Source organism: Rhizobium sp. SG2393 (assembly GCF_042610495.1).
In the GTDB taxonomy this organism is placed as follows: Bacteria; Pseudomonadota; Alphaproteobacteria; order Rhizobiales; family Rhizobiaceae; genus RU20A.
This window is the reverse complement of record NZ_JBHGAP010000011.1, coordinates 62492-89139: the sequence shown is the minus strand read 5'-3', so window position 1 is coordinate 89139 and position 26648 is coordinate 62492. Positions and strand designations below refer to the sequence as shown.

The 26648-nt window shown below is 65.2% G+C and carries 23 protein-coding genes; 15 read left to right on the top strand and 8 right to left on the bottom strand.

The window, feature by feature from the left end:
* The first annotated feature begins 21 nt into the window (after positions 1–21).
* The 4 genes from pdeM to ACED18_RS18505 all read left to right on the top strand — a co-directional run bounded on the left by pdeM (position 22) and on the right by ACED18_RS18505 (position 3352).
* Positions 22–747: a ligase-associated DNA damage response endonuclease PdeM gene (gene pdeM / locus ACED18_RS18520; RefSeq protein ID WP_377295160.1), complete on the top strand. Its 726-nt coding sequence runs from the start codon at positions 22–24 to the stop codon at positions 745–747.
* A 122-nt stretch (positions 748–869) separates the two neighbouring features.
* Positions 870–1772, top strand: coding sequence for a PhnA-like protein (locus ACED18_RS18515; protein ID WP_377295028.1), 903 nt, complete (start codon positions 870–872; stop codon positions 1770–1772).
* A gap of 196 nt (positions 1773–1968) precedes the next feature.
* The gene (locus tag ACED18_RS18510) at positions 1969–2268 is read left to right on the top strand and encodes an alkylphosphonate utilization protein (RefSeq protein WP_377295026.1); all 300 of its coding nucleotides are present in this window, start codon (positions 1969–1971) and stop codon (positions 2266–2268) included.
* Between the two features lie 61 nt (positions 2269–2329).
* Positions 2330–3352 (top strand): LLM class flavin-dependent oxidoreductase, encoded by a 1023-nt coding sequence (locus tag ACED18_RS18505; RefSeq protein WP_377295024.1) that lies wholly within the window; start codon positions 2330–2332, stop codon positions 3350–3352.
* A 33-nt stretch (positions 3353–3385) separates the two neighbouring features.
* On the opposite strand, the gene ACED18_RS18500 is transcribed toward ACED18_RS18505, so the two are convergent.
* From ACED18_RS18500 to ACED18_RS18485, 4 genes are all read right to left on the bottom strand, one after another.
* A complete protein-coding gene (locus ACED18_RS18500) occupies positions 3386–3622 on the bottom strand; it encodes an Lrp/AsnC ligand binding domain-containing protein (protein ID WP_377295022.1) in 237 nt (78 codons plus the stop codon).
* 69 nt (positions 3623–3691) lie between these two features.
* Positions 3692–4501 (bottom strand): TIGR02186 family protein, encoded by an 810-nt coding sequence (locus tag ACED18_RS18495; protein WP_377295158.1) that lies wholly within the window; start codon positions 4499–4501, stop codon positions 3692–3694.
* Between the two features lie 20 nt (positions 4502–4521).
* The gene (locus ACED18_RS18490) at positions 4522–5448 is read right to left on the bottom strand and encodes a sulfite exporter TauE/SafE family protein (RefSeq protein WP_377295020.1); all 927 of its coding nucleotides are present in this window, start codon (positions 5446–5448) and stop codon (positions 4522–4524) included.
* Positions 5449–5714: 266 nt separating this feature from the next.
* The gene (locus ACED18_RS18485) at positions 5715–9773 is read right to left on the bottom strand and encodes a peptidoglycan-binding protein (protein ID WP_377295018.1); all 4059 of its coding nucleotides are present in this window, start codon (positions 9771–9773) and stop codon (positions 5715–5717) included.
* A 425-nt stretch (positions 9774–10198) separates the two neighbouring features.
* Here ACED18_RS18485 and ACED18_RS18480 point away from each other — a divergent pair, with 425 nt between their 5' ends.
* The 6 genes from ACED18_RS18480 (at position 10199) to ACED18_RS18455 (ending at position 19535) form a co-directional block, all read left to right on the top strand.
* Positions 10199–11995, top strand: coding sequence for an acyl-CoA dehydrogenase C-terminal domain-containing protein (locus ACED18_RS18480; protein WP_377295016.1), 1797 nt, complete (start codon positions 10199–10201; stop codon positions 11993–11995).
* Positions 11996–12241: 246 nt separating this feature from the next.
* On the top strand, positions 12242–13450 hold the full coding sequence (locus ACED18_RS18475; RefSeq protein WP_377295014.1) for an acetyl-CoA C-acetyltransferase: 1209 nt from the start codon (positions 12242–12244) through the stop codon (positions 13448–13450).
* Positions 13451–13602: 152 nt separating this feature from the next.
* Positions 13603–15819: an FAD-dependent oxidoreductase gene (locus ACED18_RS18470; protein ID WP_377295012.1), complete on the top strand. Its 2217-nt coding sequence runs from the start codon at positions 13603–13605 to the stop codon at positions 15817–15819.
* Positions 15820–15972: 153 nt separating this feature from the next.
* Positions 15973–17328: a vanadium-dependent haloperoxidase gene (locus ACED18_RS18465; RefSeq protein ID WP_377295010.1), complete on the top strand. Its 1356-nt coding sequence runs from the start codon at positions 15973–15975 to the stop codon at positions 17326–17328.
* Positions 17329–17414: 86 nt separating this feature from the next.
* A complete protein-coding gene (locus tag ACED18_RS18460) occupies positions 17415–18962 on the top strand; it encodes a CRTAC1 family protein (RefSeq protein ID WP_377295008.1) in 1548 nt (515 codons plus the stop codon).
* A gap of 63 nt (positions 18963–19025) precedes the next feature.
* Positions 19026–19535 carry a hypothetical protein gene (locus ACED18_RS18455; RefSeq protein WP_377295006.1) on the top strand — a complete coding sequence of 170 codons (510 nt, stop codon included), beginning with the start codon at positions 19026–19028 and terminating at the stop codon, positions 19533–19535.
* 10 nt (positions 19536–19545) lie between these two features.
* Here the strand turns inward: ACED18_RS18455 and ACED18_RS18450 are convergent, their stop codons facing one another.
* The 4 genes from ACED18_RS18450 to ACED18_RS18435 form a co-directional block, all read right to left on the bottom strand.
* Positions 19546–19845, bottom strand: a complete 300-nt coding sequence (locus ACED18_RS18450; protein ID WP_377295004.1) for a CcdB family protein — start codon at positions 19843–19845, stop codon at positions 19546–19548.
* Positions 19845–20081, bottom strand: a complete 237-nt coding sequence (locus ACED18_RS18445) for a type II toxin-antitoxin system CcdA family antitoxin (protein WP_377295002.1) — start codon at positions 20079–20081, stop codon at positions 19845–19847. The genes ACED18_RS18450 and ACED18_RS18445 overlap by 1 nt, the downstream gene beginning before the upstream one ends.
* 72 nt (positions 20082–20153) lie before the next feature.
* On the bottom strand, positions 20154–21980 hold the full coding sequence (gene lepA / locus ACED18_RS18440) for a translation elongation factor 4 (RefSeq protein WP_377295000.1): 1827 nt from the start codon (positions 21978–21980) through the stop codon (positions 20154–20156).
* Positions 21981–22046: 66 nt separating this feature from the next.
* Entirely contained in the window at positions 22047–23198 is a 1152-nt protein-coding gene (locus ACED18_RS18435; RefSeq protein ID WP_377294998.1) for an MFS transporter, read from the bottom strand.
* A 152-nt stretch (positions 23199–23350) separates the two neighbouring features.
* Here ACED18_RS18435 and ACED18_RS18430 point away from each other — a divergent pair, with 152 nt between their 5' ends.
* The 5 genes from ACED18_RS18430 (at position 23351) to ACED18_RS18410 (ending at position 26641) form a co-directional block, all read left to right on the top strand.
* A complete protein-coding gene (locus ACED18_RS18430) occupies positions 23351–23932 on the top strand; it encodes a helix-turn-helix domain-containing protein (protein WP_377294996.1) in 582 nt (193 codons plus the stop codon).
* Between the two features lie 16 nt (positions 23933–23948).
* Positions 23949–24497: a GNAT family N-acetyltransferase gene (locus tag ACED18_RS18425; RefSeq protein WP_377294994.1), complete on the top strand. Its 549-nt coding sequence runs from the start codon at positions 23949–23951 to the stop codon at positions 24495–24497.
* Between the two features lie 178 nt (positions 24498–24675).
* Positions 24676–25065 (top strand): hypothetical protein, encoded by a 390-nt coding sequence (locus ACED18_RS18420; RefSeq protein ID WP_377294992.1) that lies wholly within the window; start codon positions 24676–24678, stop codon positions 25063–25065.
* A 190-nt stretch (positions 25066–25255) separates the two neighbouring features.
* Positions 25256–25843 carry a LysE family translocator gene (locus tag ACED18_RS18415; RefSeq protein ID WP_377294991.1) on the top strand — a complete coding sequence of 196 codons (588 nt, stop codon included), beginning with the start codon at positions 25256–25258 and terminating at the stop codon, positions 25841–25843.
* A gap of 132 nt (positions 25844–25975) precedes the next feature.
* Positions 25976–26641, top strand: a complete 666-nt coding sequence (locus tag ACED18_RS18410) for a S24 family peptidase (RefSeq protein ID WP_377294989.1) — start codon at positions 25976–25978, stop codon at positions 26639–26641.
* The last annotated feature ends 7 nt before the right edge of the window (positions 26642–26648 follow it).

The window sequence follows — 26648 nt, the reverse complement described above, 5'->3', positions numbered from 1 at the left end:
AGACAACGAGACAGCATGACGATGAACAGGGTGGCGCTCTCGCGCGGGACGGAGACGGAACTGGCGGGCGCCCTGGTGGAAACCGAGGTGGCCGGCATTCGCGCCGTCCTCGATCCGATGGGCGGGCTGCTGCTGCCCGCGCTCGACATGCTCGTCGTCTCCGACCTGCATCTGGAGAAGGGCTCCGCCTTTGCCCGGCGTGGCATGATGCTTCCGCCCTACGACACGCTGGCGACCCTGACGCTCGTCGCGCGGCTGATCGTCCGGCATGATCCGAAGATCGTCGTCAGCCTCGGCGACACCTTCCACGACCGCGTCGGTGCCGCCCTGATGCCGCCTGCCTTCCGCGAGATGATCGCGGACATGGCGCGCGGGCGGGAATGGATCTGGATTGCCGGCAACCACGATCCCGACGGCGCCTTCGGTCTGCCCGGCATCTCCGCCGACAGCCTCTGCCATGGCGGCCTCACCTTCCGCCACGAGCCGGGCCCCGGCCCGCAGCCCGGCGAGATCGCGGGCCACCTCCATCCGGCCGCAATCGTCACCCGGCGCGAAAAATCGGTGCGCCGCGCCTGTTTCGCCACCGACGGCGCGCGCCTCCTCATGCCCGCCTTCGGGGTGACGACGGGCGGCCTCGACCTCAACCACCGCGCCATGACCGGCCTCTTCAACCGCCCGTCCCTCATCGCCCACCTGCTCGGCCGCGACCGGATCTACTCCGTGCGCTACGGGAATCTCAGGGGCTGACCCTTCCTGCGACATGACGTTTTTTAGCAATCGGCGGAACAAACGCTCCTGTTGCCCGTTTTGCGAGGCATTCAAGACGTGCCGGGATCGAACTCATCCCGGCAGACAGGAGAGAGAACCCCATGGCCGATACCGCCACCTACGCGCACGTGCAGACGCGCGGCACCTCCCCCACCCTCAACGAAGCTTTCAACCGTGTCTCCTGGGGCGCCGTTTTCGCCGGTGTGGCGATTGCGCTGACGGTGCAGCTCGTTCTGAACCTGCTCGGCGTCGGCATCGGCGCGGCGGTGATCGATCCCGGCACGGCGGACAATCCGGCCGCCTCGACCTTTTCCATGGGCACGATCGCGTGGTTCGTCATCAGCGGCATCGTCGCCTCGTTTGCCGGCGGCTATGTCGCGAGCCGCCTCTCGGGCCGTCCGCTGCGCTCCACCGGCGCGCTGCACGGCCTGACCTCCTGGGCCGTCACGACGCTCGTGATCTTCTATCTGCTGACGACGTCGATCGGCGCTCTGGCCGGTGGTCTCTTCAACGGTATCTCAGGCATCATTTCCGGCGCCGGCTCGACGGTCGCAACGGCTGCCACCGCCGCGGCCCCGTCGCTTGCCGAAGCGACCAACCCGATGGCCGCCATCGAGCAGCAGATCCGCGAGACCAGCGGCGGCAATGACCCGGCCGTGCTGCGCGACACCGCCGTCAAGGCCGTGCAGGCCGTCCTGACCGGCGATCCGGCGCAGGCCGAACAGGCCCGCAACCAGGCTGCCGACGCCCTCGCTCGTGCCCAGAACATCCCGGTCGAACAGGCCCGCCAGCAGGTTGCCCAGTACGAAACGCAGTATCGCCAGACCGTCGAAGCCGCCAAGCAGCAGGCGACCGCCGCCGCCCAGACCGCCGCAACGGCCGTCTCCACCGGTGCCGTCCTCGCCTTCGTGGCTCTCGTTGTCGGCGCCATTGCCTCTCTCATCGGTGGTTCGGTCGGGACCACCCGTGTTGTGCGGACGGAGGATGTCTACGTCCGCGCATAATCCTTTCACGAGACACGTTGTCGCGAAGACGGCCGCCCATGGACAACAGGGGTGGCCGTTTTGCATTGGCGGCACCTGAAGGCGCAGCTTCCCCGTCATTGCGATGCGGGATCGCATGCTTTATGCCCGGCCCGACGGCCGGGCCGCGCGCTTTGGGGGCGCAGGCGCCGATGCCGCCGGACAACAGGGGGCTTTCATGGCCGACAACGACGACTACATCTATGACGAGGTGACGGGCGAATGGCGACCCGCATCGGAAATGGCAGCGGCTGCCGCCGCGGCGGCGGTGGTGCGCGACAGCGCCGGCAACGTGCTTTCCGATGGCGACAGCGTCACGCTGATCAAAGACCTCAAGGTCAAGGGCGCCAACCAGACGCTGAAGCAGGGCACGGTGATCCGCTCGATCCGTCTCACCGAGAACCCCGAGGAAATCGACTGCCGTCACGATGCGATCAAGGGTCTCGTGCTGCGCACCGAATTCGTCAAGAAGCGGTAATACGGAATTCCGGCGGGAAGGTCGCGACAGACCGTCCCGGCCGAACGGCAAGCGAGGCAACATGAAGTCGATCGGTTTTCTCTCCTTCGGGCATTGGACGCCCTCCCCGCAATCGGGCGCGCGCACCGCCGCGGATGTGCTGCTGCAGTCGATCGACCTTGCCGTGGCGGCCGAGGAACTGGGGGCTGACGGCGCCTATTTCCGCGTCCACCATTTTGCCCGGCAGCTCGCCTCGCCCTTCCCGCTGCTGGCGGCTGTCGGCGCGCGCACGAAGCGCATCGAAATCGGCACCGGCGTCATCGACATGCGCTATGAAAACCCGCTCTACATGGCGGAAAATGCCGGTGCGGCCGATCTCATTGCCGGCGGACGCCTGCAGCTCGGCATCAGCCGGGGATCGCCGGAGCAGGTGATCGACGGCTGGCGCTATTTCGGCCATGTGCCGCCCGAGGGCATGAACGATGCGGAGATGGGACGCCGTCATGCCGAGATCTTTCTCGACGTGCTGAAGGGCGAAGGCTTCGCCGAGCCCAATCCGCGCCCGATGTTTCCGAACCCGCCGGGCTTGCTGCGGCTGGAGCCCTATTCGGAGGGCCTCAGGGATCGCATCTGGTGGGGCGCGGGCTCCAACCGCACGGCCGTGTGGGCCGCCGAGCAAGGCATGAACCTGCAAAGCTCGACGCTCAAGGACGACGAGACGGGCGAACCCTTCCACATCCAGCAGGCCCGGCAGATCCGCGCCTATCGCGAGGCCTGGGCAGCGGCAGGGCACACACGCACGCCGCGCGTTTCCGTGAGCCGCAGCATATTCGCGCTCGTCAACGATCAGGACCGCATGTATTTCGGCCGTGGCGGCAAGGAGAGCGACCAGATCGGCTATATCGACCAGAACACCCGGGCCATCTTCGGCCGCAGCTATGCGGCCGAGCCGGATGCGCTCATCGAGGAACTGAAGAAGGACGAGGCGATCGCGGAAGCCGATACGCTGCTTCTAACCGTGCCCAACCAGCTCGGCGTCGCCTACAACGCCCATGTCATCGAGGCGATCCTGACCCATGTAGCGCCGGCGCTCGGCTGGCGGTGACGTCGTCCGGAGCGCTCGCGCGGCGTCAGAACGTCAGAACGCGTTGAAAGTGAGCGTCGTCAGTGACCGCGTGATACCGGGGACGGTGGCGATGTTGTCGTTGATGAACTTGCCGATGTCGTCGCCTTCAGCGATGTAGATCTTGAGCAGCAGGTCGTAGTCGCCGCTGGTCGAATACATCTCCGAGACGATCTCCTTCCTGTAGATCTCGTCGGCGACCTCGTAGGTCTTGCCGGGGGCGCACTGGATCTGGACGAAAATCGGCTTCATGGTCGGGATGTCCTCCGTTTGCCGCTGATGTGGTCGATTTGAGCCGACCCGTCAATACACGGGCCGTTGTCAATCGCGGCGGAAGAGAAGGCTCGCGCCCCAGCCGGTGATGACGGCGATCAACACCGCAAAGAGGCCGTAGAAGAAGGGCTGCTCGTGGGCCGCGCGGGTGATGGCTTCCTCAAGACCCGTCTTCACCACCCGGAGCGGCAGGGCCTTTGCTGCCACGAAGGTGCCGTCGCGGAAGAGGTAGGCGCGCACGAGGTGGATGCCGTTCGGCACGTCGGCCGGCAGGCGGATCGAGGCCTTGAAGAGGCTGGAGGAGATGAACTGCACGCCGCCGGGATCGCGCTGATAGACGCCGTTCTGCTCGCGGATGCGGCGGAAGGCGTCGCGGAATTCGGTGAGGTTCGAGCCGTTGCCGACGAAGCCGGTGGGCACGAGCCGCATGTGGTCCACGCCGATACCCATGTTGGCGATGTCCTGCGGCGGGGCGATCTGGCTGATGTCGCGCGTGGTGGCGAGCGAATAGGATTCCGGCACCAGTTCGAAGGTCATCGAGTGACGGTTGACCCAGATGCCGAAGACGCGCTCCTTCTTGCGCACCGTCGCATTGTCCTTGGGGCCTTCCAGAACGGTGACGAGATTGTATTTGCCCTGCGCCAGGAGCTTTTCATCGAAGCCCTCGATGGCGCCGAAGATCGTCAGGTCGGCGCCACGAAAATCCGAGGTGATCGAAATCTCGTCGGTGGAGATGCCGATCTCCAGCTGCTCCGAGAAATCGCCCGAGGGCTGCGCGCCGCCGCTGCCATCCGTTTGCGCCGCCACCGGCGTGGCCATGGCCGCCAGCAGCGCGACGGCGGCAAGGAGGTGGCGCAGCGGCTTGCGAGGGAAAGCCATCAGTAGCCGACCCCCGTGGAGACGACCGAGTAGATGTCGGCAGGCGGAATGACGAGATCGATGGCGAGACGAATGCCGACGGCGAGGACGAGAAGCGCCAGGAGGGCGCGTAGCTGCTCGCCGCGCAGCTTCTGGCCGACCCGCACGCCGTATTGCGCACCGATGACACCGGCGACCATCAGGATGAAGGCCAGCACGATATCGACCGTGTAGTTGGTCGAGGCCTGCACGATCACGGCATAGGCGGAGACGAAGATGATCTGGAAGAGCGAGGTGCCGACCACGACGTTGGTGGGGATGCGCAGGAGGTAGATCATGGCGGGGACCATGATGAAGCCGCCACCCACGCCCATGACCGAGGTCAGCACGCCGATGCTCATGCCAAGGCCGATCACGGGGATGATGCTGAGATAGATCTTCGACTTCTTGAAACGCACCTTGAAGGGCAGCCGGTGCACCCAGTTGTGCTGGCCCGGCCGCCTGAGGGCCGCCGGCTGGTTTTTCGAAGCCTTGCGCATGGCACGCAGGCTTTCCGTGAGCATCAGCGCCCCGACGACGCCGAGCAGCACGACGTAGAGCAGCGAGATGACGAGGTCGAGCTGTCCGATGCGGCGCAGCAGCGAGAAGATCCAGACACCGATGGTAGCGCCCATGAGACCGCCCACCAGCAACACGCTTCCCAGCTTCACGTCGATGGTGCCGCGTCTGAAGTGGGTGATAGCGCCAGAGATCGAAGAGGCCACGACCTGATTGGCGCCGGTGGCGACGGCGACGACGGGCGGGATGTTGTAGAAGATCAGGAGCGGCGTAATGAGGAAGCCGCCGCCCACCCCGAACATGCCGGAGAGGAAACCGACGGCCGCACCCATACCCAGAATGACGAGGATATTCACCGACAATTCTGCAATGGGCAGATACACCGTCACGGGCGGACCTCGATATGCCAAAAGCCCGCAAAGGCCGGCGGGCGTCGGTGGCGGGCAGCCCGCCAGGCTCTTGTCCATGTGATTGCAGGGCCGGGTTCTCGGGGCTTTCCCGCGATCGACCGGCCTGATCCGTCTTGCGCCGCCAGCCGGATGCTGTCAACCGCCGCGCCCAAACGAAAGCCGCGCGGGTGAAGTTCACCCGCGCGACGTGTCCATTTTGTGACGCAGCCTGTTGGCTTTGCTGCCTTATCCGGCGTTTCAGCCGATCAGCCAGCCTTGGCCTGGTTGCGCTTCAGAAGTTCACGCACCAGTGCGTCCGTCAGTTCGCCGGTCGGCGCCTGGCCGATCGACTTCTGGAATTCCTTGATGGCATTGACCGTCTGCGGACCGAGCGCGCCATCCGGCGTACCGGCCTTGAAGCCGTTGTTGTTGAGGATCGCCTGAATGTTGCGGATCGCCTTCTTCATGTCGATCGTCGACGTCTTCACGCCGCCACCGGTCCAGCTGTCGGGAATGTTGGCGGAGTTGGCATCGGCGTTGAGCGGCTGAACCTTCCAGGCTTCAACCTTCGCCTTGGCGCCGGCAAGCTGCTCGGGCTTCATGGCCGTGGCCACTTCGTCCCGCTTCTGGGCGGCATCCGTGTCGCCCTCTGAGGCAGCGACGGCGAACCACTTGTAGCTTTCTTCCAGATCCTGCGGCACGCCATTGCCGCGGGCATAAAGGATGGCCAGGTTGAACTGACTGTCCTTCACACCATGGTCTGCCGCCTTGCGGAACCATTCGCCGGCAGCCTTGAAGTCCGGATTGCCGCCGCTGCCGGTCGCAAGAAGGACGGCGAGATTGTGCATGGCGCTGGCATTGCCGCGATTGGCTGCGGCCTCGTAGAGCGCCTTGGCCTTGTCGAGGTCGCGGGCAACGCCGGTGCCCTTTTCATAGAGGTTGGCAAGGCGGTATTCGGCCGGCACGACGCCGGCGTCGGCGGCGCGCTGATACCACTTGGCGGCCTCGGCGAGATCCGCCGTCACGCCACGACCGTCGGTGTAGCGCGCGCCGATCTCGAAATAGGCCAGCGGATCACCCTTGCGGGCGGCTTCGACCAGCGGTGCCGGGCCGATCGTGTCCGGCACCGTCACGGGTGCAGCTTCGCTGACCGTGGCGGGTGCGGCAGCCGGTGTCTCGACAGGCGGCTGTTCGCCTGCTGCCTGCGAGGGCTCGGCGGCGGAATCGGCCGGTCGTGTCAGCGTCGTGGTGGGTACGGTCGTTGCCGGGACCACCGTTCCTTGCGCCTGCGGTTCTGCGGAATCGGCCGGAAGGGCGGCGGTCGCCTCGTCTGCCGGGACCGTGGCCGTATCGGCTGCCTGCTGTTCGGCGGCCTTTTCGTCCGTCGGGGTTACGGCGGATGGCGTTGCCGCAACCACGGCTTCTGCTTCGGCGCGGACGTTTGACTGCGGCTCGTCGGCCGGGGCGGCAGAGGTTTCGGCGGTGCGATTGTCGGTGCTTGCCTGGATCGCTGGCGGAGCGGTTTCGCCGTTCACCAGCGTGTTGACGAGCGGGAAGGCCATCACGGCCAACAGCACGGCACCGACAGCGAGCAGGATCGGACGACGATTGAACCGCTTGGTGCCGGCATCGGCGCGGCTTTCGCCCTGCTCGGTGCGAATTGTGCCGGCTTCCTCGGCGGCAAGCTTTGCGGCACGACGGGCCGCGGCGATGTAGTAATCGCCCTTTTCGCCCTCGACGGCGTCGGCAGCCCGGGCGCCGTCACGCTGGCCGGCGCGCACGCGCTCCAGGATGCGCTTGACATCCGGCAGGCCGGAACCTGGCTCGAGAAGCTCGCTCGACATATCCGGCGCGATCGCGTCTGCAGCATCGATTGATGGCGAGGGTGCGACTTCGTGGCGGGCGGGCGCGGGCGCCGCCACCTTCTTGTCCTTGCGCTGGGGAGCGAAACGGCGCGTCAGCGACGACAGCAGGCCACCACGCGCGGGGGCGCCGGCCTCATCTTCAGCTGCGTCGTCGATAACGGCCGGCATGATCTCATCATCATGGCCCGCCCGGACAGGTGCTGCAGCCATGTCGGACACGGCAGCGGGTGCATCCCTGCGTCCGGCCGCAGCCGAAGCGAAGACCGCTTCGACGACCTCGGGAGCCGGATGCTTCACTTGCGAGCGCAGCATATCCTCGCGGGCAGCCACCAGCGAGGCGGACGCGCCATCAGCCGCGCGCGGCTCGCGGCCACCCAAAGCTGCCGCGATCGCTTCGCCAAAAGGGTCGGTTTCGTCGTCCTCCACGACCGGCGCAAGACGGGTGATGGAAGAGCCGCGCTGGCTTTCGGCGCGTTGGGCTTCGGCCGCCTGCTTGAGGCTGCCGACGGCAGGCGTGGCAGCTGACATGGCCATCGGCGCGGACAGCGGGGCAGCGACAGGCTCTTGGCTGCGCCGCTCCATGCCCTCTTCCAGGCGTTCCAGTTTTTCTGCGATGTGGACGAGCGTTTCGTGCAGCACTTCAAAGGTGCGGGCCGTGCGCTCCTCGCTGGAGCGGCTGAGCCCTTCCAGCGCCCGCAGGTCTTCAGCAAGTGCCGCGATGGCAGAGATGTCGCCGGCATTGACCTGCTGGGCCGTGCCGACTCCGTTGCGGCCGTAGGCTTCCATCACCGCCTCGGCAGCCTGTCGCGCAGCCTCGATGATGTATTCATCGCTGGTCGCCAGATAGTCTTCCAGCGCATGCATGCGGGTTTCGAACTCGGCCGGCAGAGCGCCGCCTGCCGGTGCCGTGGCGGCGTTGGTTGCGATCAGCGACGAGAGGTTGGCGATCTGGGCTTCCAGTCCGCGCAGTGCCTCGCGATCATCGCGCGGGGCGGCCTGCGTTTCGGCCAGATGGGTGGCGATGGTGGCGAGCTGGTCTTCCAGACGCTCGAAGCGCATGTCGGCATGGCGCGTATCGACCGCCTGCGGGGCGTTGAGACCGTCGATGCGGCGCGCGATCACGTCCAGGCGATCGAGCAGATGCTCATTCAGATTGCCGCGCTCCAGCGCGTCGATCTTGACGGAAATGTCGTGCAGGTGGCGATCGAGCTCGGCGTCGCCGCCGCGGCTGGAGCGCTCCATCATGACGGAGAGCTGGTGCAGGCGTTCGTCGAGACGGCTTGCCGTATCGTCGGCGGCGATCTCCTCGACGCGGGCGGCAAGCGCCTCGAGACGCATGGCAAGACCGTCATCCCGGCGCGATGCGAGGCTTTCGACATGGCGGGCAAGATCGGTCAGGCGATTTTCGAGCCGTGTGACACCGGCATGGTCGGCATTGCCGGCGGTGCGACCGCTGGAAATGATCGCCCGGCTGATCTCGTCAAGACGGACGTCGAGTTCGGCAAAACGCGACGCCATGTGGTGATCGTCGGGCTGTATCTGCCGGCCGATCGTCTCGATTGCGTGGGCGACGGTGACGAGCTTGTCTTCGAGGGCGTGGAGAACCTTGGGGTTACCGACGCTCTCGATCTGGCTCTTGATTTCGTCGAGGCGATAGGCGAGCGCAACCAGCTCATCGTCACGGCTGGCATCGAAGGCGTTGAGGCGCTGCTCGACGCCGCTCCAGCGGGTTTCCATGCGCCGAACGCTGTCTTCGCGGGCAAGCCCGTCGATCAGCGAGCGCATGTCGTTGAATTCCTTGCGCAGCGCATCCGCCTGGGCAGGGCTCGCCTGGCGACCGAGCTGGCCGATGCTTTCGGCCAGACGCTGCATCTCGCCCCTGATGTCCTCGACGCTGTCGCTGCCTTCGGCGGCGGAGCGGATCGCACGCATTTCGGCGCGCAGGGCATCCATTTCGCGCGTCAGGCCTTCGGTCAGGTCGCGCTTCAGGTCCTGGCGCAGATCGACCAGGGCGCGGGCAATGTCGGCGGCAGACGTGTCGCGGACGGCAGGCTGCGGGACCGGCGCGACACGGTCGCGCGGCTCGGCGCGACCGGCAAAGTCGGCCCGGGGTTGGGTCTGGGGCGGATAGGCCGGCTGCGCCTGGTAGGCGGCGGGCTGATGGCGCGCCGGCTGGCGCTCGTCCTGCTCGCGCAGCCGTTCGGCACGCGCGGCAATCGTGTCGCGGATCGAGGTGCGGTCGCGCAGTGCACCGAGCGCGCGCTGGCGTTCGCGAATCTCGTCGACGGGGTCACGCACCTCCTCGCGCGAGGGCGCCGCACGACCACCACGAGGCGTGCCGATCAAGCCCTCGAGGCGGGCTTCAAGCCCGTCAATCGTCCGGTTGAGCTGGTCCAGCGAAGCGCGGTCGCCGGACGGGCGCCCGGGGCCTCGGGTGTAGGGGGGTCGCGATCCGCTCATGGTCTCTTCGCCTCGTCTGACGGTCTGCCGCCTGCCGGCACTGAAACGGGCTGGATGCCCTGGCCGGCTGGTTTCGGAGATGCCGCATCGACGCGAAGAACAAACAGAGCGCGGCATAACCCTCTGACCGGGAACATTTGGTCAGACGTGGTAAACAATCGGTTAACCTTCTCGAAATTTTTTTAACCATTTCAGGCCATGCTGATCCGAGGCTTGTGTCAGGCTCGCCGGGTGAACCCTTTTCGAGCGCCACCAGCGCCCGCGCCTCACAAGAATTTTTGACACGGATTTCAAATTTGACGTTTACGCAAACGTCAAAGTTTTGTAGCATCATGGATGAGATTGCCGGACTGCCGTCCGCAGCCGGCCGGAGGAAAAGGCGTCGGCCCTGCCGAACGCCCGTATGCTTTAGGTGAGGAAAGCCCATGCCGATCTACAAGGCCCCAGTCGACGATACGCTTTTCATTCTCAACGACGTGCTCGGCATCGAGCGCTACAACAACCTTCCCGGCTTTGCCGAGGCGACGCCCGACATGATCGAGGCGATTGCCGGCGAAGCCGCCAAGCTTGCCGAGGAAGTGCTCTTCCCGGTCAATCTTTCCGGCGACCAGGAAGGTTGCAAGCGCAACGACGATGCGACCGTGAACGTGCCGAAGGGCTTCAAGGAAGCCTATGACGCCTATTGTCAGGGCGGCTGGCTTGGCCTTGCCGTGCCGGAGGAATTTGGCGGACAGGGCCTGCCCTACACGCTGCACACCGCCGTCGGCGAATACATGTCGTCGGCCAACATGGCGCTGACCATGTATCCGGGCCTGACGCAGGGCGCGATCGCGGCGATCCTCGTGCATGGCTCCGACGCCCAGAAGGCCGCCTATCTGCCGAAGATGGTCGAGGGCACCTGGACCGGCACGATGAATCTCACCGAGCCCCATTGCGGCACCGACCTCGGCCTGCTGCGCACCAAGGCCGTGCCGGATGGCAATGGCAGCTACAAGATTTCCGGCCAGAAGATCTTCATCTCGGCCGGCGAACACACGATGTCGGAAAACATCATCCACCTCGTGCTGGCCCGCATCGAGGGCGCGCCTGAGGGCACCAAGGGCATTTCCCTCTTCATCGTGCCGAAATTCGTGCTGAAGGACGACGGCACGCCGGGCGAGCGCAATGCCGTCTCCTGCGGCGCCATCGAGCACAAGATGGGCATTCACGGCAACGCGACCTGCGTCATGAACTATGACGGCGCGACCGGCTATCTCATCGGTACCGAGAACAAGGGCCTCAACGCCATGTTCGTGATGATGAACGAAGCCCGCCTCGGCGTGGGCCTGCAGGGTCTCTCCATTTCCGAAATCGCCTACCAGAACGCCGCCAACTACGCGCGCGAGCGCATCCAGGGCCGCTCTCTCTCGGGCGTCAAGGCGCCGGAGAAGAAGGCCGATCCGCTGATCGTGCATCCCGATATCCGCCGCGCGCTTCTGACCATCAAGGCCTGGAACGAGGGCGGCCGCGCCTTCACGCTGTGGACGGCGCTGAAGTCGGATATCGCGCATCGCGCGACCGACGAGAAGGAGCGCCAGGCGGCCGATGACATTCTCGGCCTGATGACCCCGATCCTCAAGGGTGTTCTCACCGACAAGGGCTTCGACCATGCCGTGATGGCCCAGCAGGTCTATGGCGGCCATGGCTATATCGAGGAATGGGGCATGAGCCAGTATGTGCGCGATGCGCGCATCGCCATGATCTATGAAGGCGCCAACGGCATCCAGGCGCTGGACCTCGTGGGACGCAAGCTCGGCATGAATGGCGGGCGCGCCGTCATGGCGCTTTTCCAGGAAATCGGCGGCTTCTGCGAGGAAAACCGCGAGAACGAGAAGCTCTCCGGCTTCACCAAGGCGCTGAAGAAGGGTCTCAACGACCTGCAGGCCTCCACCATGTGGTTCATGCAGAACGCCATGGCCAAGCCCGACAATGCCGGCGCCGGCTCCACCGACTACATGCACCTCTTCGGCCTCGTCGTCGTCGGCTACATGTGGGCGAAGATGGCGAAGGCGGCGGAAGACGCGCTGGCGGCCGGTGCGGGTGACCGCGAAGCCTTCTACCGCAACAAGCTCGTCACGGCGAAGTTCTTCATGGAACGCCTGATGCCGGAAACCACGCTGCGCAAGGCCCGCATCGAAGCCGGCAGCGACACGATGATGGAGCTGGCGGCGGAAGCCTTCTGATCCGGCCACGGGCCGGCGGCGCTGCAAGAACCGCCGCCGGTCTTTTGGTTTGCAGACTTGTCCATTCGTCACGAAGCTGATGCTATCTGGGAATGTCGCGGAACGAGCGGCCGCAAAATGCGCATGCTGATGGCAGTGTGATGCGGTGCGAGCCAGGAGATGACGGCCCCCAGGAGCGACGACATACACGGCGTTCAGTGCGCCTGCGCTGCGCCCGAGATTCAACCCGGCAAGGGAGAGAAACCAATGACTGAAGTCTTCATCTACGACCACGTGCGCACGCCCCGCGGGCGCGGCAAGAAGGACGGTGCGCTGCACGAGGTGCCGACGCCGCGGCTGGCGGCGGGCGTGCTGACGGCACTGCGGGATCGCAACGGCATCGACACGAGCAAGGTCGATGACATCATCATGGGCTGCGTCGATCCCGTCATGGAAGCGGGCGCCGTCATTCCGAAGTCGGCCGCCTTCGAGGCCGGCTATTCGATGAAGGCACCGGGCATCCAGATCTCGCGCTTCTGCGCCTCCGGCCTCGACGCCATCAACCTCGCAGCCGGCAAGATCGCACAAGGGGCCGACGATCTCGTCATCGCCGGTGGCGTGGAGAGCATGTCGCGCGTCGGCATGGGCATGGCGGGCGGCTCCTGGTACATGGATCCCTCCGTCAACTTCCCCGGCTATTTCATGCCGCAGGGTGTTTCGGCCGACCTCATCGCGACGAAGTACGGCTTCTCCCGTGACGACGTGGATGCCTATGCGGTGGAAAGCCAGCGTCGCGCTGCCGAATCCTGGGAAAAGGGCCACTTCGCCAAGTCCGTGGTGCCGGTGAAGGACGTCAACGGCATCACCATTCTCGACCGTGACGAGCACATGCGGCCGGGTACGGACATGCAGTCGCTCGCCTCGCTCAACCCCTCCTTCCAGATGCCGGGCGAGATGGGCGGCTTTGAAGCCGTCGCCATCCAGGCGCATCCGGAGATCGAGAGGATCAATTACGTCCACCATGCCGGCAATTCCTCGGGCATCGTGGACGGTGCTGCCGGCGTGCTCGTCGGCTCGAAGGAAGGCGGCAACATCCTCGGCGTGAAGCCGCGGGCCCGTATCCGCGCGTTTGCCAATATCGGCTCCGATCCGGCGCTGATGCTGACGGGTCCCGTGGATGTCACCGAAAAGCTCTTGGCCCGCTCTGGCTTCAAGCTCTCCGACATCGACCTCTTCGAGCTGAACGAAGCCTTTGCGGCCGTCGTGCTGCGCCACATGCAGGCCTTCGACATTCCGCACGACAAGATGAACGTCGCCGGCGGCGCCATCGCCATGGGCCATCCGCTGGGTGCCACCGGCGCGATGATCCTCGGCACGGTGCTGGACGAGCTGGAACGGCGCGATCTCAACACCGCGCTGGTGACGCTGTGCATCGGCGCCGGCATGGGCACGGCGACGATCATCGAACGGGTGTAACGGCGCCGCGCCCGAGGCTCGGGCATGGTCGGGTCAAGCCCGACCATCCAGCCGCAGGCGGCAATGGATCCTCGGGTCAAGCGCGAGGATGACGGAAGAGAACCGGGCGGCGAAGCGCAGGACGAAGATTTCAAGGGAAGAGGTATCCCACCATGACCACCTATACGAATTTCACGGTCGAGACGGACGCAGACGGCATTGCGCTCGTGACCTGGAACATGCCGGACAAGTCGATGAACGTGTTCACGGCCGAGGTTCTGACCGAACTCGACGCCGTCACCGACCAGATCGTTGCCGATGCCGCCGTCAAGGGTGTCGTCTTCACCTCCGGCAAGTCGGCCTTTTCCGGCGGTGCGGACCTGTCGATGATCAAAGGCATGTTCAGCTTCCAGCAGGAACAGAAGGCGCTCGACCCCGACAATGCGGCCAAGAAGCTCTTTGACCTCGCCGGGCAGATGACCTGGCTGTTCCGCAAGATCGAGACCTGCGGCAAGCCGTGGGTCTCGGCCATCAACGGCACCTGCATGGGCGGCGCGTTCGAACTGTCGCTCGCCTGCCACGGCCGTGTCGCCGCCAACGGCAAGAGCGTGAAGATCGCCCTGCCCGAGGTCAAGGTCGGCATCTTCCCGGGTGCCGGCGGCACCCAGCGCGTGCCGCGCCTGACGAATGCGCAGGACGCGCTGCAGATGATGACCACCGGCCAGACGCTGACCCCGCAGCGTGCCAAGGCCATGGGCCTCGTTCACGAGGTCGTCGAGCCCGATCAACTGATCGAGGCCGCCAAGACCATGATCAAGAATGGCCTGAAGCCCGTCGCCCCCTGGGACGAGAAGGGCTTCAAGGCGCCGGGCGGCGGTATCTGGACGCCGGCGGCGGCCCAGATGTGGCCGGCTGCCACCGCGATCCTGCGCCGTGAGACGCAGGGCAACTATCCGGGCGCCCTCGCCATCCTGAAATGCGTCTATGAAGGCCTTCAGGTGCCGATCGATACGGGTCTCCGGATCGAGCAGCGCTACTTCACGCAGATCCTGCAGACCACCGAGGCCTTCTCGATGATCCGCTCGCTGTTCATCTCCATGCAGGAACTCGGCAAGGGCGCCCGCCGCCCGGCCGGCGTGCCGAAGACGACGTTCGAGCATGTCGGCGTCGTCGGCGCCGGCTTCATGGGCGCGTCCATCGCCTATGTCACGGCCGCCGCCGGCATCCGCGTCACCCTCATCGACCGCGATCTCGAAGCCGCCGGCAAGGGCAAGGCCCATTCCGAAGGTCTCGTGAAGGACAGCGTCGGCAAGGGTCGCATGACCAAGGAAGAGGGCGAGGCGCTGCTGGCCCGCATCACCCCGTCCGCCGACTACGGTGATCTCAAGGACGCCAACCTCGTGGTCGAGGCCGTGTTCGAGGATCGTCAGGTGAAGAAGGACGTGATCGAGAAGGTGGAAGCGGTGCTGCCGGAAGGCGCTATCTTCGCCTCCAACACCTCGACCCTGCCGATCACCGGCCTTGCCGGCAATTCCAGGCGCCCGGTCGATTTCATCGGCATCCACTTCTTCTCCCCCGTCGAGAAGATGATGCTGACGGAAGTCATCCTCGGCAAGGACACCGGCGACAAGGCGATTGCCGTTGCGCTGGACTATGTCGCCGCCATCAAGAAGACGCCGATCGTCGTCAACGACACGCGCGGTTTCTACGTCAACCGCTGCGTCTTCCGCTACATCCACGAAGCCTATGACATGCTGCTCGAAGGCGTGCCGCCGGCGCTGATCGAAAATGCCGCCAAGATGGCCGGCATGCCGGTCGGTCCGCTGTCGCTGAACGACGAGGTCGCCATCGATCTGTCGCAGAAGATCCTCAAGGCCACCGTAGCCGATCTCGGCGAAAAGGCCGTCGATCCGCGCCACCTGACGCTGATCAACAAGCTGGTGGACGAGCTCGACCGCCGCGGCCGCAAGAACGGCAAGGGCTTCTACGAATATCCCGCCAAGCCCGCCAAGAAGTTCCTGTGGCCGGGCCTGAAGGAGATGTTCGCGCAGAAGCCGGCCGACGCCTTCGACGTGGAGACGATCAAGCAGCGCCTTCTCGTTACCATCGCGCTGGAAGCGGCCCGCACCATGGAAGAGGGCATCGTGACCGATCCGCGCGAGGCCGATGTCGGTTCCATCCTCGGCTTCGGCTTTGCGCCCTACACGGGCGGTACCCTCTCCTACATCGACGGCATGGGGGCCAAGGCCTTCGTGGCGCTGTGCGAAAAGCTCGCCGCCAGCTACGGCCCGCATTTCCAGCCGACGCCGCTTCTGAAGGAGATGGCCGCCAAGGGCGAGACGTTCTACGAGCGCTTCAACCCCTATCCTGCCGCCGACAAGGCAGCCTGAGCGGCTGCAAGAGACCAGAACGCGGCCGGCGGACCTACTCGGTTTGCCGGCCTTTTCGTATCGGGAAACGTAGCTCCACGCTAACGCATCCGACCCCTTGAAGCCTGCCGGCGATCATGATCTATCGACGGACGGGATCTTGGGGAGGATTTCATGGCAAAGCTCAGCCGGCGACAGTTTGCCAGCGGCCTTCTTGCGGCTGCGGCAGGAATGGGTGTTGCGGGACAGCCGGACAATCTCATGGCGGCTGTCCGCGCACAGGCAGACGACCGGCTTGCGGCCCGCGACGTGATCTTGACCTGGTACCGGCTGGTTCTTGAATTGGTCCGGCACACACCGACCTATTCTCCGCCCGTGGCCAGTCGGGCCTTTGCCTATCTCGGCGTGACGGGCTGGGAGGCTCTGGCCGGCACGACCCCTGGCCTTGTTTCGCTTGCCGGACAATTGAACGGCCTGACGGCCATGCCGGTCCCCGATGCCGGCGTCGCCTGCGACGAGACGGCCATGCTGAATGCAGCCCTTGCCACCGCCGTCGCACAGTTCTTCTCCAACACCGGACCGACCGGCCAACGGGCGATCCGCAAGATGACGGAGCGGCTGACGGCACAGGCGGCGCGGGGTGCGGACGCGGGAAGCGTCGCTGCTGGCGTTACCCGTGGCAAGGCCGTTTCCGCCCACATTCTCGCGTGGTCAATGACAGACGGTGGCGCTGTCGTCGAGAATATGGGCTTCCCGCTCGCCTACACGCTGTCGCGGGAGCCGGGGCACTGGGTGCCAACCAATCTGGTGCAGCAACAGCAACTGCCGCTGCTGCCGGGCTGGGGCAGCAACCGCACCTTCGCCATGCCCTCCGGCACCTCCTGCGGCCTGCCGCCACCGCCGGCCTATAGCGAGGCACCGGGTTCGGCCTTCTACCGGGAGGCAGAGGAGGTCCGCGATGCGGTGGCGCGCCTGACGCCGGAGCAGCGGGCGATCGCCCGGTTCTGGTCCGACGACCCGATGCTGTCGCCCACTCCGCCGGGGCATTGGCTCTCGATCGCGATGCAGATCGCCGATCGCGACCGGATCGATGCCATCACGATCTGCGAGGTTCTCACGCGGCTGGGCATCACGCTGGCCGACGCCTTCATCGGATGCTGGGACGCCAAATACCGCTATGATCTCATCAGGCCGATCACCTACATCCGCAAGGTCATGGACCCGAGCTTCGAGCCGATCCTGAACACGCCCCCCTTCCCCGAATATCCGAGCGGCCACTCGACGCAATCAGGTGCGGCGGAGACGGTGCTGACGCGCGTCTTTGGCGAGAGCTTCGTTTTCGAGGATGCGACTCACGCCGCCGACGGGATCCCACCCCGCCGCTTTGTCTCCTTCAAGGCCGCAGCGGAAGAGGCCGGTATCTCACGCCTTTACGGTGGCATCCATTTCCGCTCGGCCATCGAGCGCGGGCTGGAACAAGGCCGCTGCATCGGTGCGCATGCTGCCGCCCTCAAGATGCGGGCGGCATAAGGATGCGGAGCGGCAAGCTTGTTCCTCCTCTTCTTGGCCTCCTCATGGGCTTGGCTACACCCGCCCATGCCGGAGACAACCCGCTTGTGCCCCGCTTTATCGATGAGACCCGGCAGGCAGGAATCGACAGCACCTATACCGGCGAGTGGGAATACATGGTCGGCGGCGGCGTGGCGGCCTTCGACTGCAACGGCGACGGGCTTGACGAACTCCTGCTGTCGGGCGGCGACGTCGAGGCGGCCTTCTACATAAACCGCAGTTCACCCGGCGGTCCGCTGTCTTTCCAGAAGGGCGCGAGCGGCCTCGAACTCCGCGCGGTTGTGGGCGCCTATCCGCTCGATATCGATGGGGACGGGAAGCAGGATATCGTTCTGCTGCGCTCCGGCGAGAATGTGGTGATGCGTGGTCTCGGCGGCTGCCGGTTCGAACGGGCCAACGAAGCCTGGGGCTTTGCGGGCGGCGACGGATGGTCGACGGCGCTGGCGGCGACCTGGGAAAAGGGGGCAACCTTCCCGACAATCGCCATCGGCAACTACATCGACCGCTACGAAGACATCCACCCCTGGGGCTCCTGCACGGACAACTGGCTCCACCGCCCTGCCGCCGACGGCACCCGGCGTTTCGCGCCGCCAGAGCCGCTGAAGCCGTCGTTCTGCCCGCTCTCCATGCTCTTTACCGACTGGAACCGGTCGGGCACCCCCTCCCTCCGCGTGTCCAACGACCGCGAGTACTACAAGGGTGGCCAGGAGCAGTTGTGGCACGTGGAGCCCGGCAAGCCGGCTCAGCTTTACACCGCACAGGAAGGCTGGAAGACGCTGAAGATCTGGGGCATGGGCATTGCGAGCCATGACCTCAACGGCGACGGTCTGCCGGAATATTTCCTGACATCGATGGCCGACAACAAGCTGCAGACGCTGAGCGCGATGACAAAGGATGGCGTACAGCAGCCGGTCTACAAGGACGTTGCCCTGTCGAAGGGAGTGACCGCCCATCGTCCCTATACCGGCGGCGACGTGCGTCCGAGCACCGCCTGGCACGCGCAATTTGCCGACGCCAACAATGACGGGCGCGTCGATCTCTTCATTGCCAAGGGCAATGTATCGAAAATGCCGGACTTTGCGGAGAACGACCCCAACAACCTGCTTTTGCAACGCGCCGACGGAACCTTCGAAGAAGCTGGCGACAGGGCCGGCATCGCCAGCATGCTGTCGGGACGCGGCGCCGCCCTCGTGGATCTCAATCTCGATGGCCTGCTCGACCTCGTGGTGGTCAACCAGTCCGGCCCGGTGCAGCTTTGGCGCAACGCGACGGACGGCGCCGGGCACTTTATCGAGATCCGGCTTTCCCAGGAGGGAGCCAACCGCGATGCCGTGGGATCCTGGATCGAGGTTCGCAGCGGCGATGCCGTGCAGCGCCATGAAGTGACCGTCGGTGGCGGCCATGCCAGCGGGATTTCGGGCTGGCATCATTTCGGCCTGGGCGGTGCGACATCGGCCGAGATGCGTATTCTCTGGCCCGACGGGAGCAAGGGGGCATGGCAGCCTGTGCGGGCCGATGGCTTCTATCAGGTCGTCAAAGGCACGGCCGGCGAAGCCGACAGGTTCGAGGCGTGGAGACCGGAGACAGCGCGGTAGAACCCTTTCCAGTCCTTGCAGCTGCCCTATCTGGCGTTCTCCCACAGACATCGGAGACTTGTCGTGCGCCATTGCCTGAAACGCATCCCTGCCCTTCTGCCCCTGCTCCTCGTCACCGCCCCTGCCTCTGCCCAAACGCCAGGAAGCGCGTTCATCGACGACCGGTCTTCGGCCGAGCGCGTCATCATATCGCTCTACAATGCCGTGAACCGTCAGGAATATCTGCGGGCCTGGAATTATTATGATCCGCAGACGGCACCGAAGCTGGATGAGTTCAAGGCCGGCTACGCCAACACGGTGGAGGTGGTGGTGCGCACCGGCGAGGTGGAAAGCGAGGGTGCCGCAGGCTCCATCCACCTTTCGCTCCCCGTCGCCATCAAGGCAACCGAGAAGGGCGGCAAGACGGCCGTCTTCACCGGATGCTACCGCCTGACCCAGGTGCAGCCCGCCAACCAGGAAGTCCCGCCCTTCCGCCCCATCCAGATCGACACCGGCGCGCTGGAGCCCACGGATGCGCCCTTCGAGAGCGCCATGGGTACCTGCAGCGCGAAGATCGAGAAGCCGGTGAACTGAGCGGCAGAGGTCAGAAACCCTGGAAGAGGAAATCCGTGGCGGCGACGATATCGTCGGCACGGGAGGAGAGATCGGCGACGAGTTCGCCGATGTCGCGCATGTGAATGGATGTCAGGAATTCGGTCATCATCACATAGCTCCTGCCGTTGATCGTGAAGCGCGGGTTGAGGCGGCTCACGACTTTCGACACGTCGGATGACGGAATGAGTGGCGCAACGACGCGTGTCTCGAGGCCGCTCAGCAGGTTGGATTGCAGATCGACCGCCAAGGCGTCGCCATCGCCAATACGATAGGCCTGAAATCGCCGCATCAGAACTGCCGGTATTTGGCGAGCGGCAGACCGTGTTTTTCGACGTACTCATTGGCGGCGCGGATGGCATCGGCGTTTTCGATCTGCCAAAGCCGCTCCTTTTCCGCCTTGATGGCCTGCGCGAGGCCGTATTCGGCGGCCTTGGCGACGTCGAGCTTCATGTCGCGCGCTTCGGCCACCAGCTTGGCGTCGAGGCGGATTTCGGCCGAGGCCGGCTTTCGTGAGACCTGGGACATTTGCGTGGCTCCGGGCTTGGCTCCAACAGACTGCCGGAGCCAAGATAGATCAGCGGGCCTTCGCGGAAAAGCCTATTCGTCGCCCATCTTGAGCGCGGCGATGAAGGCTTCCTGCGGGATCTCCACCTTGCCGAACTGGCGCATGCGCTTCTTGCCTTCCTTCTGCTTTTCCAGAAGCTTGCGCTTGCGGGTGGCGTCGCCGCCGTAGCACTTGGCGGTCACGTCCTTGCGCAGCGCGCGCACCGTTTCGCGCGCGATCACCTTGCCGCCGATGGCGGCCTGGATCGGGATCTGGAACATGTGCGGCGGGATCAGTTCCTTCAGCTTCTCGCACATGGTACGGCCACGCCGGTCGGCGGCCGAGCGGTGCACGAGCATGGAGAGGGCATCGACCGGCTCGCTGTTGACGAGGATCGAGAGCTTGACCAGATCGCTCTCGCGATAGTCCGAGAGGTTGTAATCGAAGGAGGCATAGCCCTTGGAGATCGACTTCAGGCGGTCGTAGAAGTCGAAGACGACTTCGTTCAGCGGCAGCTCGTAGGTCAGCATGGCGCGGCTGCCGACATAGGTCAGCTCGGTCTGGATGCCGCGGCGCTCCTGGCAGAGCTTCAGGATGCCACCGAGATAATCGTCCGGCGTCAGGATGGTGGCCTTGATCCAGGGCTCGCGGAACTCCTCGATCTTCACGACATCCGGCATGTCGGCCGGATTGTGAAGCTCCTTCTCGGTCCCGTCCGTCATGGTCAGCTGGTAGACGACCGAGGGAGCCGTGGCGATGAGGTCGAGGTCGAATTCGCGGCTGAGGCGCTCCTGGATGATTTCCAGATGCAGTAGACCGAGGAAGCCGCAGCGGAAGCCGAAGCCGAGGGCGGCCGAACTTTCCATTTCGAAGGAGAAGGAGGCATCGTTAAGCCGCAGCTTGCCCATGGCCGAGCGCAGCTCTTCGAAATCGGCGGCATCGACCGGGAAGAGACCGCAGAACACCACCGGCTGGGCCGGCTTGAAGCCCGGCAGGGCCTCGGCGGTCGGCTTGCGGTCGTCGGTGATGGTGTCGCCGACGCGAGTGTCAGCAACTTCCTTGATGGAGGCCGTGATGAAGCCGATCTCGCCCGGGCCGAGCGCATCCTTCGCGACCATCTTCGGCGTCAGAACGCCGACGCGCTCGATCTGGTACTTGGCGCCGGTGCCCATCATGCGGATGGTCTGGCCCTTGACGAGCACACCATCGATGATGCGCACGAGAACCATGACGCCCAGATAGGTGTCGTACCAGCTGTCGACGAGAAGCGCCTTCAGCGGCGCGTCCTCGCCGGCCGGGCTCTTGGGCGCCGGCAGCTTCGTGACGATCGCTTCCAGCACATCGGGAATGCCAAGGCCGGTCTTGGCGGAGATCAGCACGGCTTCGGACGCATCGATGCCGATCACTTCCTCGATCTGGTCCTTGATGCGGTCGGGTTCGGCGGCCGGCAGGTCGATCTTGTTGAGGACGGTGACGATCTCGTGGTTGTTGTCGATGGCCTGATAGACGTTGGCGAGCGTCTGGGCTTCCACGCCTTGCGAGGCATCGACGACCAGCAGAGAGCCTTCGCAGGCCGACAGCGAGCGCGAGACTTCGTAGGCGAAGTCGACGTGGCCGGGCGTGTCGATGAGGTTCAGGACATAGGTCTCGCCATCCTTGGCCTTGTAGTGCAGGCGCACCGTCTGGGCCTTGATGGTGATGCCGCGCTCACGCTCGATATCCATGTTGTCGAGCACCTGCTCGCTCATCTCGCGGTCGGCAAGGCCGCCCGTGGATTGGATGAGGCGGTCGGCAAGCGTCGACTTCCCGTGGTCGATATGGGCGACGATCGAGAAGTTTCGGATGTGGTCGAGGGGCGTGCGGTTCGGATTGGTGCTCATGGCCGCGCATATAGCAGCGCCCCCGCCCGCGGCAAAGCGGGAAATGCAGGCTTTCGAGGGGTTTCGTCAGTCAGGCCGCTTCTGGAGGCGGTGGATGATGAAGGCAGCGTAGAGGAAGGCGACGCCGAGGGCGGCAACAAGGAAGGTCTGCGGGCCGAAGACGGGTGTCAGCATCGTCACCATGAGCGGCACCACCGTTGCCGCCACGGACCAGGCGATCAGCAGCGTCGAGGTCAACGACACGAACTTGCCGGGCTCGGTGCGGTCGTTGGCATGGGCATTGGCGATCGAGTAGATCGATTCGACGGCGCCGGCCAGCAGCGCAAAGACGAGCGCCAGGAGCAGGAAGTTCGACAGCGATACCCCGAAGGCGCCCATGCCGGCGACGAGGATGAGGACGAGCGTGCCGAGCAGCACCTGGCGCCGGTCGAAACTGTCGGAGAGCATGCCGAGGGGGAACTGCACGAAGAGCAGGCCAAACTGCATGAGGAACATCAGGAGCGCCACCTGATCCTGGCTGGCGCCGGAACTCGCCGCATAGATCGGCGTGAAGCCCTGCACGACCATCGACAGGCCGCCCGCCGCCATGACGCCTGCGAGCGCGACGGGCGCATTCTTCCAGACCATTGGAAAATCGATGGAAACGCCGGCCGGCGGCGGCGGATTGGGCAGCCGCGTCAGACCGATCGGCAGGAGTGCCAGCGCGGTGAAGAAGACCGTGATGATGGGGGCGGTATTGCCCTCCGCCGGCACCAGCGCAAAACACCAGGCGCCGAAGCCGAGGCCCAGAATATAGGCCATGTAGAAGAACGACATGATGCGGCCGCGCCAGGCATTTTCCGAGGCGTGGTTCAGCCAGCTCTGGGTGATGATGAAGTTCATGTTGCCGGCCGCGCCGTAAAGCCCGCGCGCCACGACCCAGAGAAGGGGATTGACGCCCGCCGCCACGAGCACGGCGGCGATGATGACGAGCGCCATGGAGCAGGAGAAGGCGCGGGCATGGCCGACGCGGCGGATGACCGGCCCGGCGATCAGGCAGCCGACCAGCCCGCCGAAGGCAATCGCCGTGATGGCGGCACCCGCCGCCCAGGACTGGGCACCGGTCTTGGACAGCACGAAAGGCACATAGGCGAACATCATGCCGTTGCCGAGCGCGACGAAGACCATCGAGAGAATGATGCTTGCGACCGGAAGGTAGCTGGTCAGGTGGCGGTTCATGGCGTGCGTTCCGCCCTCCCCGACGAATCACTGCATTGTGCACAGTATCGATATCAAAGGTTGTGCGCTTGTTCCTTCACGCCCGTCTCTGCCCTTTCCCGGTCCAAATTCGGGGGCTTGACTCCATTATAAGAGATCTATCTTCTACGATAATGGAATTTATCGATGACCCTCTCGACAGCGCCATTGGCGCGCGACTGAAAGCGATGCGCATGGCACGCGCCATGACGCTGGATGCGCTGGCCACCCGCTCCGGCGTCAGCCGCGCCATGATTTCGCGTATCGAACGGGGCGAGGCGAGTCCGACGGCGCAATTGCTGGCGCGGCTTTGCAGCGCGCTCGGCACGACACTCTCGCGCTTTTTCTCCTTCCAGAACGAGGCGGTGGCCTCGCCGCTCCGGCGTCGGGACGCTCAGCCGGTCTGGCGCGATCCCGAGACCGGCTATCTGCGGCGACAGGTATCCACCGAGGCCGGCGGCTCGGACACCGATCTGGTGGAAGTGATCTTTCCGCCCGGCGCCCGTGTCTCCTTCGACCGGCAGCCGGCGGATGCCGGCGTGACGCAGCACATCTGGCTGATCGAGGGGCGGCTGGAGATGACCGCCGACGGGATACGCTACGACATGGAGCCCGGCGACTGTCTTTTCATGCGGCTGGCAGAGCCGCATGTCTTCCACAATCCGCACGACATACCGGCCCGCTACATCGTCGTGTTGAACCGCAAACCGGGCTAGGGCCAGAGGACTGTTCATGACCGCATCCGCCATCCATGCCGCCGGCGACATCACCATCGAACATCTCGACGCCGGGGCCGCGCACGCGGCCATTCCCGACCTTTGCGACGTCCTCTCCGATTGCGTGGAGGGCGGCGCGTCCGTCGGCTTCATGGCGCCCTTTCCGCCCTCGGGCGCCCGGCCCTTCTGGGAGGGTGTCGCAGCCGCGGTCGCGGAGGATGCCGTGGCGCTGATCGTGGCGCGGCGGGCCTGCGAGATTGTCGGCACCGTTCAGGTGGGCCTGAAAATGCCGCCCAACCAACCGCATCGCGCCGACATCAAGAAGCTTCTGGTGCATCGGCGGGCGCGCGGTCTCGGTCTCAGCAGAGGCCTGATGACCGCCGCGGAGGCGGTGGCGCGCGAGCGTGGCAAGACGGTGCTGGTGCTCGATACCGCAACGGGCGAACCGGCCGAAGCGATTTACCAACGGCTCGGCTGGCAGCGGGTGGGCGTCATCCCGCATTATGCGCTGATGCCGGACGGGAGAACCTGCGACACGACCTTCTTCTACAAGCACCTCTCCTGAGCGGGCACCTGCGGTTTTGACCGCGGGCGTGATCACGACGGCAGGCTGCGCATTCAACCAAAGAAGATCGCCGGATGGGCGCCAGGACGCCCAAACAGGCCGATTTCCCGCTTTTCGGCGTCGAGGACAGATGTAAACTGCGGGCGTGGCGCAGGGGTGCGCCGCAGAGGGAGCGACAATGTCCAAGACTTCAATCACATTTGCATCAATCGGCCGGCGCATTGCGCTCGGTCTCGTTCTTGCCGGCTTTGCCGGTGGCGCCGCGGGGGCGGCGGAAGTGACCTTCATGATGCGCAACAGTCATCCGAATGCGCTCGAAGTGGAACTCTACAGCCAGGACCGCAACCATGTCTGGCCGGGCAATGGCGAGGTCTACTATCTCGACGATGGCGAGACGAAGCAGATCCCGCTGTCCTGCGATGAAGGCGAGAAGATCTGCTACGGCGCCTGGGTCTCCGGCGACAAGGGAACCTATTGGGGCACCGGCCCCAACAATGGCGAGCACTGCGAAGACTGCTGCTACACCTGCACCGGCGGCGAGACGGAAACCATCGACCTCGTCGAGTAGAACTGCCGCGCCGGCCATCTGGCCGAAGACGTGAAACGAAACCGTCCGCCGGCCACGTGCCTTCGGGCGGTTTTGTGTTTTCGGCTCTGCGCTTGACTTCGCGCAAGGCGGCGGCATCCTCCTTCGCGCTAAGCGACATCATCGCGCACGATCGATCGCCCGTGTCGCGTGCCGCCCGATGGAATTCGCCATGAGCCTTGCTGCTTTCATTCTTTCCGTGGTCGTGCTTCTCGCCACGCCCGGCCCGACCAATACGATGCTGGCGCTGGCCGGTGCGGAGCAGCCATTGCGCAAGGCTTCAGGGCTACTGCCCTTCGAACTTGCCGGCTACCTTGTCGTCGTCACGCCGCTTGCCCTGCTGGCGCCGCTGATTGCCGGGCACCACCCGTCCGCGGCGCTGGTGATGAAGACAGTGGCGGCCGTCTGGCTGCTGGTTCTCGGCACGCGCCTCTGGTTTGCCGGCAAGCAGATCGACACGCTCACCGGTGTCACCGCGCGGATGGTGTTTGTGACGACCCTGCTCAATCCCAAGGCCCTGATCTTCGGGCTTGTGCTGGTGCCGGCAGGTGCGGTCGATGCCACACTCCTGCGACTGGCCCTCTTTGCCGGGCTTGTGCTTGCCATTGGCGGCCTCTGGGTGGTGGCCGGCCATACGCTGCAGCGCTCTGCCCTTGCCGGGCAGGGACAGGCCGTCATCCGCCGCGTGGCGGCGGTGGCCCTCCTCGTCTTCTCGGCCACACTGGCCGGCTCCGCACTGGCTTCCGGATTTTCCTCCTAGAAGGGTCCAAGGAACAGGGGCAAGAAGGAGGATTATTTTCCTCCTTCTCTTTACTCTGACGGCAAGCTGGTTTAACCTCCGCCACCATCGACCGCCCGCACATCCCGCGCCGGCCCGGACCGGAAAACGATGATGTTCTCACATGATGCGATCTGGCGCGCCCTCGACGCGCTTGCCGAGCGGCATCGTCTGTCGCCGTCGGGCCTTGCCCGGCGCGCGGGTCTCGACCCCACGACCTTCAACAAATCCAAGCGGCAATCGGCGGACGGACGCGAGCGCTGGCCCTCGACGGAATCGATTGCCAAGGTGCTGGATGCGACCGGCTCCAGCATCGAGCAGTTTCTGGAGCTTCTGCGCCCCGGGCGGCCGCCGGGCGGCCTGCCGGAGGGCAATTTTCCGCCGCAGCCGGGGTCCATTCCCCTGCTTGGCTTTGCGCAGGCGGGCGCCGGCGGCTTCTTCGACGATGGCGGTTTTCCGGCCGGTCAGGGCTGGGACATGGTGGAGTTTCCCGCAGGCCCCGGCCGGACCGTTGGCGTTTACGCGCTGGAAATCCAGGGGGACAGCATGATGCCGCTCTATCGCGACGGAGATGTTCTGATCGTCGATCCCGGCGCGCAGGTGCGACGTGGCGACCGCGTCGTGGTCAAGACCCGCGATGGCGAGGTCATGGCCAAGGTGCTGGCGCGCCAGACGCTTCGCGGCATCGAACTGCTGTCGCTGAACCCGGACCACCCCAACAGAACCTTCGAATCGGGCGAGATCGACTGGATTGCCCGCATCATCTGGGCAAGCCAGTAGGAGGCGC

What these genes read in the sequence shown, in the direction of transcription:
- pdeM (WP_377295160.1), top strand. Translation starts at nt 22, where the DNA reads ATGAACAGGGTGGCGCTCTCGCGCGGGACGGAGACGGAACTGGCGGGC.
- ACED18_RS18515 (WP_377295028.1), top strand. Translation starts at nt 870, where the DNA reads ATGGCCGATACCGCCACCTACGCGCACGTGCAGACGCGCGGCACCTCC.
- ACED18_RS18510 (WP_377295026.1), top strand. Translation starts at nt 1,969, where the DNA reads ATGGCCGACAACGACGACTACATCTATGACGAGGTGACGGGCGAATGG.
- ACED18_RS18505 (WP_377295024.1), top strand. Translation starts at nt 2,330, where the DNA reads ATGAAGTCGATCGGTTTTCTCTCCTTCGGGCATTGGACGCCCTCCCCG.
- ACED18_RS18500 (WP_377295022.1), bottom strand. Translation starts at nt 3,622, where the DNA reads ATGAAGCCGATTTTCGTCCAGATCCAGTGCGCCCCCGGCAAGACCTAC.
- ACED18_RS18485 (WP_377295018.1), bottom strand. Translation starts at nt 9,773, where the DNA reads ATGAGCGGATCGCGACCCCCCTACACCCGAGGCCCCGGGCGCCCGTCC.
- ACED18_RS18480 (WP_377295016.1), top strand. Translation starts at nt 10,199, where the DNA reads ATGCCGATCTACAAGGCCCCAGTCGACGATACGCTTTTCATTCTCAAC.
- ACED18_RS18475 (WP_377295014.1), top strand. Translation starts at nt 12,242, where the DNA reads ATGACTGAAGTCTTCATCTACGACCACGTGCGCACGCCCCGCGGGCGC.
- ACED18_RS18470 (WP_377295012.1), top strand. Translation starts at nt 13,603, where the DNA reads ATGACCACCTATACGAATTTCACGGTCGAGACGGACGCAGACGGCATT.
- ACED18_RS18465 (WP_377295010.1), top strand. Translation starts at nt 15,973, where the DNA reads ATGGCAAAGCTCAGCCGGCGACAGTTTGCCAGCGGCCTTCTTGCGGCT.
- ACED18_RS18450 (WP_377295004.1), bottom strand. Translation starts at nt 19,845, where the DNA reads ATGCGGCGATTTCAGGCCTATCGTATTGGCGATGGCGACGCCTTGGCG.
- ACED18_RS18445 (WP_377295002.1), bottom strand. Translation starts at nt 20,081, where the DNA reads ATGTCCCAGGTCTCACGAAAGCCGGCCTCGGCCGAAATCCGCCTCGAC.
- lepA (WP_377295000.1), bottom strand. Translation starts at nt 21,980, where the DNA reads ATGAGCACCAATCCGAACCGCACGCCCCTCGACCACATCCGAAACTTC.
- ACED18_RS18435 (WP_377294998.1), bottom strand. Translation starts at nt 23,198, where the DNA reads ATGAACCGCCACCTGACCAGCTACCTTCCGGTCGCAAGCATCATTCTC.
- ACED18_RS18430 (WP_377294996.1), top strand. Translation starts at nt 23,351, where the DNA reads ATGGAATTTATCGATGACCCTCTCGACAGCGCCATTGGCGCGCGACTG.
- ACED18_RS18425 (WP_377294994.1), top strand. Translation starts at nt 23,949, where the DNA reads ATGACCGCATCCGCCATCCATGCCGCCGGCGACATCACCATCGAACAT.
- ACED18_RS18420 (WP_377294992.1), top strand. Translation starts at nt 24,676, where the DNA reads ATGTCCAAGACTTCAATCACATTTGCATCAATCGGCCGGCGCATTGCG.
- ACED18_RS18415 (WP_377294991.1), top strand. Translation starts at nt 25,256, where the DNA reads ATGAGCCTTGCTGCTTTCATTCTTTCCGTGGTCGTGCTTCTCGCCACG.
- ACED18_RS18410 (WP_377294989.1), top strand. Translation starts at nt 25,976, where the DNA reads ATGTTCTCACATGATGCGATCTGGCGCGCCCTCGACGCGCTTGCCGAG.